The following is a 6,423-nucleotide window of genomic DNA, read 5'->3' on the forward strand; positions in this document are numbered from 1 at the left end:
CCAGCCTGACAACAACGAGTCCAAGGAATAATGGAGTAGGAGGCCAGAGGATGAAATTCTCAGTAGGTGACCATGTGGAATGGAATTCAGAGGCTGGAATGGTCAAGGGGAAGATCACCAAGGTCCACACGGCCGACGTCGACTACAAGGGTCATACTCGCCGGTGCAGCAAAGATGACCCCCAGTATGAAATTAAGAGTGACAAAACTGATCACATTGCCATGCACAAGGGTTCAGCACTGCACAAGATCTAGTTCCTGCCGCTGAGGCCGTGATGGATGGAGAACGAATCAGGGTCTGCGCTGGCCCAGTCTTGCGCCCATTCCGGTGGCGCCTCGGCGAGCAGCTGCCCGGGAGACATCCAGTTGTAGAGTTCCGCATAGGATTTTGTGTTCATGTGCCCGATCCGGCGCCGCAACATGACGGGGCTCAGGTCGTTTGGACCCGTGGCACCTATGGAGGCAATCATGCGCATAGCCTCACTGACCGTTGCTTCCTGGAACCTCTGCACGCGACGGCTTTTGTCCTCCACGTCCAGTGCACGTGCCCGGTGCGGGTCTTGGGTGGTGACGCCTACGGGGCAGTGGTTCGTGTGGCAGCGTTGGGCTTGGATACAGCCGGTGGCCATCATCATGGCACGGGCGGCATTCGTGTAGTCCGCGCCTTGGATCATGCGTTTGATGATGTCGGTGCCGGTGGCGACCTTTCCAGATGCGCCCAAGCGAACACGATCACGCAACCCGGTCCCCACCAACGCGTTGTGGACAAGCATGAGCCCTTCCGTCAGAGGCGTTCCCATGTGGTCTTCATACTCCATGGGGGCCGCTCCTGTGCCGCCTTCGGAACCATCCACAATAATGAAGTCAGGCGTGACCCCTTGGGAGAGCATGGCTTTGCAGATGGCCAACACGTCGGTTCTTGAGCCCACACACAATTTGAACCCCACAGGTTTCCCCTGCGCGAGCTCGCGCATGGTGGCCATGAACTGGATAAGGCCGCGCGGGGTGGAGAAGACTTGATGGGCGGACGGGCTGACGCACTTGACGCCTTCTGGAACATTGCGTGCCTTGGCGATCTCTGCCGTGACCTTCCCAGCAGGAAGGACTCCGCCAATGCCCGGCTTGGCACCTTGGCTGAGTTTCAGTGATAGGCACTTAACGGAGGGAAGGGCCGCCTTGTCGGCGAACATCGTCGGATCAAACTGCCCATCCTTGGTGCGCGTTCCGAAGTAGCCACTGCCGATCTCCCATACCAAGTCACCCCCATTGCGCAGATGGTATTCGGTAAGGCCGCCCTCGCCCGTGTCTTGGGCGAAGCCGCCCATGGCCGCGCCCTTGTTCATGGCCAGAACCGCATTGGCGGAGAGCGCACCAAAACTCATGGCGGAGACGTTCAGCAACGCCATCTCGTAGGGCTGGGTGCAGTCGGGCCCTCCGACGCGAACGGTGGGTGGGTCTGCCGGGGGTTCCAAGGGCGCCGTCGAATGCACCAAGTATTCATATCCCACTTGGTTGACGTCTCGTTCGGTTCCGAATGCCTGCTCTTGGTTGGTCCCCTTGGCTCGTTCGTAGATCAGCGATCGGGTGTCCCGGTCGAAGGGCCGGCCGTCATAGTTGCGTTCAATGAAGTACTGCTGGAGTTCGGGACGGATGTATTCCAGTGCGAAACGCATGTGCCCGATCACCGGGTAGTTGCGCAGGATCGAGTGTTTCTTCTGCGAGGCGTCGGCGATGGCCAGGATCATTAGCGCGCCAAAGATCAGTACGGCCACCCACCACCCCGAACTGAAAAGGAGCAGAAGTGCCACCGACACGGCCGTCAAGAAAACCAACACGGAAACCATCACCAGCCTGAGCATGCCCTCAGCGTAGACCAGTGGAATCCTGCGCGAAAGAGGTCAGCTGCAACATCACTGCGGCTTGGCGGAAACTTCCGTGTTGGCAGTATCCTCGGGCGGTTCTGCCGGTTCTGCTGATTCTGCCGGTGGGTCATCGCGGCCGGTCCAGGTCTTGACGATCGACCAACCCACGGCAGTCAGCGGAACCGCCAACAAGGCACCCACCAGGCCCGCCAACGTGGTACCCGCTGCGAGCGCTAGGAGGATGACAAGCCCATGAATTCGTAGAACCTTGCCCATCAGCAAGGGCTGCAGGACGTGGTGTTCGAGCTGGTTTGCCCCTATAAGGACCAAGAGCACCACGAGCGCAGGGACGGGACCGTTGAAGACCAAAGCCACCACGACTGCCAATGTTCCAGCGGCCGTGGCACCCACTATGGGAATGAAGCCACCAATAAAAACGAAGAGGGCCAATGGCAGCGCCAAGGGGACGCCCATGATGGCCAGGGCCAGTCCAATGATCAGCGCATCCGTAAGTGCAATCAACGCTGTGCCCCGCACATACCCACCCAAGACGATTGCACCATGGTCCGCCGCCACAAAGGCCTTTTCGCGTTGACCTGCCGGGAGGAAGCTGAAAAGAAAAGCGCGTATCTTCGCCCCATCTTTGAGGAAGAAGAACAAAATGACGGCCATAAGGATTGCGCCAACAGTGATCTCGCCGGCGACGCGAATGCCAGTCAAGGCTTCAGAGCCAAAGGTGGTGCTCAGAATAAACTTTTGCGCCGCATCACGGAAGGATTCAATCTGTGCGTCGCTTACGGGGAAGGGGCCGCCATTGAGCAACTGGTGCAGCCGGTCTATGCCAACGTCGGCCTGGCGAACTAGACCCTTTGACTGTGATCTGATCAGAAAAACGACTCCCACTATGACGCCGCTGAACACGGCCAAGATAGCCACGAAGGACGTTAACACTGCCAAAGCCCGTGGCCAATGGCGCCTGTCGAGCCAGCGGACCAATGGCCCGATCGCCGATGCAAGAATCAGCGCCAAAAGAACCGGTGTGACAACCAAAGGTACCCGGGTGACAGCCCAAATAACCACGGCGACTAGCGCGAGAACCAGGAGTGTCTGAAGAGCACGAATAGCCGACCGGCCAAGGCCGTCGCCCCAAATAGCAGGGAGCCCTTCTGCCAGACTTCTAGCGCGACTCTTCGCGGATTGTTCCGGCATTGTGCGACCTCCCAAGATGTCATTTTCATTTTGCGCCATGGTCATCAGTGGCGCAATAGTTCAGGGCCGCAACTCGTGGTGCTTGGCGGGAACCTCGCACGGCGTTGTAACTGCTACTCTGCTGCGGGACGGCGTCGTTGTTGTTTTGTTGCCGAGCGTTGTTCCTTGGCGGCCCGGTGCCGCATCTTCGAGCCACGCGATGGCTTGGACTTGCGGCGTGGTGCGGCAGCTGGTGCCAGGGCCGAGACAACGAGTTCGGCCAACTTGGCCAAGGCAATCTCGCGGTTGCGCAGCTGCGAGCGCTGTTCCGAAGACGCTATGGTGATGGTCCCGTCAATGAGGCGACGTTCCAGCCGATCCATCAACAGTGCTCTCTGTTCCTCGCTGAGGACGGCAGAAGCTTCGATGCTCCACGAAAGCTCAACCCGGCTGTCCGAGGTGTTGACATGTTGACCGCCCGGCCCTGAAGAGCGCGAAAACCTCCACTGGAGCTCTGCGGCCGGTATCGTGAGCGCGGGCGATACCTCAAGATCCATTCCCCAAGCATCCCACAAACCAGTCCGCTACCCCTGTTTCCCGCGGCACTGCCTGCTCAACCCACGGTAATATTTTTGACACCCTGACTGTAACGTTATCCACTGTTTATATGACTCTAGATAACAGGGCTGCCCTGATTGCGCGCACGCTGAAACAACAGGCCAGCGCCATGCAGGTGGGGGAGAAGTTGCCATCGGTCCGTGAGCTGACCCGAACCCATGGGGCCAGTGCAGCCACCATCTCCCAAGCCATCACCTCGCTCTCAGCCCTCGGTGTCCTGCGCGCGGAGCCCGGACGCGGCACATTTGTTGCCGGCCGCAGCGACACCCAGCAGCCTGAACCAGACTATGCGTGGCAGTCCTCGGCCTTGGGTCGAACCCGCGTCGATGCGAATCGTGCAGGAAGGGCGGGTGGCAACGGCGCGACGGGGCAGGTGCAGCTCTCGTGGGGGTACCTGGCGCCGGAGCTGCAGCCCTTCGATGAATTGCGCACGCTCGGCGCCCGCTGCGCGAAGAGCCACCGCGCCTGGACCATGGCCCCGCCCACGGGTCTGCACGAACTTCGCCAGGCTTTTGCTGCAGGTTTGGAGGCTGAGGCCGAGGATATGCTCATCATGCCCGGCGGGCAGCAGTCGCTGGTTTTTGCCATGCGCACGCTGGCCGACCCCGGCACCACCGTCATCACCGAAAGCCCCAGCTATCCGGGAGCTACCCTGGCCGCCCAAGCCGCCGGGCTTCACATAGCAGCCGTGCCCTCCGACGCGCACGGTATTCTTCCTGACAAGCTCGCCGACGCTCTTGAGCGCACGCACGCCAAGCTCATCTATCTCCAGCCCTGCTACGCCAATCCGAGTGGCACGATTCTGAGCCCGGAACGCCGTATTGAGGTTCTTGCCTTGGCCAAACGGCATGGCGCATTCATCATTGAAGATGATTGGGCCAGGCATCTCTCCCTTGAAGGAAAGCCACCGTTGCCGCTGTTCACCCAAGACCCCGACGGGCATGTGGTCTCCATTTCCACCCTCACAAAACCGGCAGCACCAGGACTACGTATCGGAGCTCTGGCAGCCAGGGGCCCTGCCGGGGAGCGGTTGCGTACCGCCCGCATTGCCGATGACATGTGCGTGCCCCCACTCACCCAGGAGATCGCTCTTGGACTGTTGAGCTCCGGGGCCTGGCCCAGGCACATAAAACGCCTGCGCACAGGCTTGCGCGAACGACGCGACGCCATGGTTGCCGAAATTAGTGTCACGATGTCTGGAGCGCGGCTGGTCATCCCTACCGGCGGCATCCACTTGTGGGTGCGCCTCCCTGATGGCAGCGACACCACGGCCTTCACTTCAGCCGCCCAAGCTGCCGGGGTACTGATCGGCGACGGAAAGCACTACTACGTGGACGAGCCGCCTGCTCCGTACGTGCGCCTCACCTACAGCGCCGCGTCGATTCCGCAAATCCAGGCCGGTGTGCGCCGGATCGCGACGCTGCTCTGAGCGTGACCGGCGCGGGCTGTGACAAGGCGACTCAGGACTATTGACGTATCTCCAGGTCCGGAGGAATCTGAAACTAAGCCATTCTGTTCAAGGCCCATGGGGACCACGGCGTGGTGAAGGAGGAGTCATCATGGCCAGAACCAATTCTCGGTACGGATGGATCCGAGATCTACCGGATCAGCGCGACTTTCTCTTCGCAGCGTCACATGCCGTCCAAGCAAAACTGCCTCCCGCCGTCGACCTCGTCCCGAAGTGTCCGCCCGTGTACGACCAGGGCCATCTGGGCTCGTGCACTGGCAACGGTGTGGCCGGGGCGATTCAGTTCGATGCGCTGAAGGAGGGCCTGAAAGACACTTCAGTGCCGTCGCGCCTTTTCATTTATTACAACGAACGTGTCATCGAAGGTTCAGTTGAATCCGACGCCGGGGCGCAGATTCGCGATGGCATCAAAACGGTTGCCGTCACCGGCGTCTGCGATGAAACACTGTGGCCTTATGACATCACGAAGTTCACACTCAAACCGCCAGCCGACTGCTATGAGGCGGCTAAGAAGCAGTGCGCCATCGTCTACTCCAGGGTTGGCCAAACACTCAGCCAGCTCAAGGGGTGCCTGGCATCTGGATACCCGATCGTCTTTGGCTTCACGGTCTATGACAGCTTCGAAAGCCCACAGGTTGCCAGCACCGGTGTGGTTCCGATGCCAGCCGCGACCGAGAGCGTGCTGGGCGGCCATTGTGTGGTGGCGGTCGGTTACGATGAGGCCCAACAGCGCTTCACGTTCCGCAATTCATGGGGCGAAAGTTGGGGGAAGGCGGGCTACGGCACCATGCCGTACTCGTACCTGCTCAGTAGTGCCCTGTCCAGCGACTTTTGGACGGTGAAGAGCACCAGCTAGGAAACGGGCGCTGAAGCACGACGGCGGCGCCCCGCCTGTCTGGCGACTCACCTAGGCAGGTGCTTGTTCACGAAGTTTTTCGGGGCGCCGCGCGCTCCGCAGCGCGTCTGGCAAGACGCTTCTTCAGGAAGATGAATGGAAGCAGCCAGACGCCCAGCGTGGTAACCACCCATACGATCAGAGCTGCCAGGACCCAAGTAAGTAGACCATTGATGCTCAGTCCATCGGGGAACAACTGGGCCACAAACAAGGCTGCCAGTGCCGAAATCAGTCCAAATCCTTCCAGTGCCGCCGGCGCATAGCGGCTAGGTGCATGGGTCAGTAGTCGGGAACGGCAGGGATCAGGTAGTGGCCTAAAAAGGGGTTAAAACGCCGGTGGATTAACAGGGATTCCGTGCTGGTGCTGGGAGAATTGGGGTATGGATATTCCTT

6 protein-coding genes are annotated in these 6,423 nt (G+C 60.2%); 3 read left to right on the forward strand and 3 right to left on the reverse strand.

Annotated features, from left to right (window positions below; all coding sequences use genetic code 11):
- Positions 1-50: 50 nt before the first annotated feature.
- Complete coding sequence (locus JMA46_RS14345) at positions 51-254, forward strand: DUF2945 domain-containing protein (RefSeq protein ID WP_207346028.1); 204 nt, start codon at positions 51-53, stop codon at positions 252-254.
- Here the strand turns inward: JMA46_RS14345 and JMA46_RS14350 are convergent.
- The 3 genes from JMA46_RS14350 to arfB form a co-directional block, all read right to left on the reverse strand.
- Positions 251-1,858 (reverse strand): FMN-binding glutamate synthase family protein, encoded by a 1,608-nt coding sequence (locus JMA46_RS14350; RefSeq protein ID WP_207346029.1) that lies wholly within the window; start codon positions 1,856-1,858, stop codon positions 251-253. The two genes, JMA46_RS14345 and JMA46_RS14350, sit on opposite strands and share 4 nt — an antisense overlap.
- A gap of 51 nt (positions 1,859-1,909) precedes the next feature.
- Positions 1,910-3,034 (reverse strand): AI-2E family transporter, encoded by a 1,125-nt coding sequence (locus tag JMA46_RS14355; protein ID WP_247647331.1) that lies wholly within the window; start codon positions 3,032-3,034, stop codon positions 1,910-1,912.
- A gap of 149 nt (positions 3,035-3,183) precedes the next feature.
- Complete coding sequence (gene arfB, locus JMA46_RS14360) at positions 3,184-3,606, reverse strand: alternative ribosome rescue aminoacyl-tRNA hydrolase ArfB (protein ID WP_207346031.1); 423 nt, start codon at positions 3,604-3,606, stop codon at positions 3,184-3,186.
- Between the two features lie 110 nt (positions 3,607-3,716).
- Here arfB and JMA46_RS14365 point away from each other — a divergent pair, with 110 nt between their 5' ends.
- Positions 3,717-5,096 (forward strand): PLP-dependent aminotransferase family protein, encoded by a 1,380-nt coding sequence (locus JMA46_RS14365; RefSeq protein ID WP_207346032.1) that lies wholly within the window; start codon positions 3,717-3,719, stop codon positions 5,094-5,096.
- 130 nt (positions 5,097-5,226) lie between these two features.
- Positions 5,227-5,991 (forward strand): C1 family peptidase, encoded by a 765-nt coding sequence (locus JMA46_RS14370; RefSeq protein ID WP_207346033.1) that lies wholly within the window; start codon positions 5,227-5,229, stop codon positions 5,989-5,991.
- Positions 5,992-6,423: the final 432 nt, after the last annotated feature.

This window comes from Arthrobacter sp. E3 (assembly GCF_017353415.1).
Lineage (GTDB): Bacteria > Actinomycetota > Actinomycetes > Actinomycetales > Micrococcaceae > Specibacter.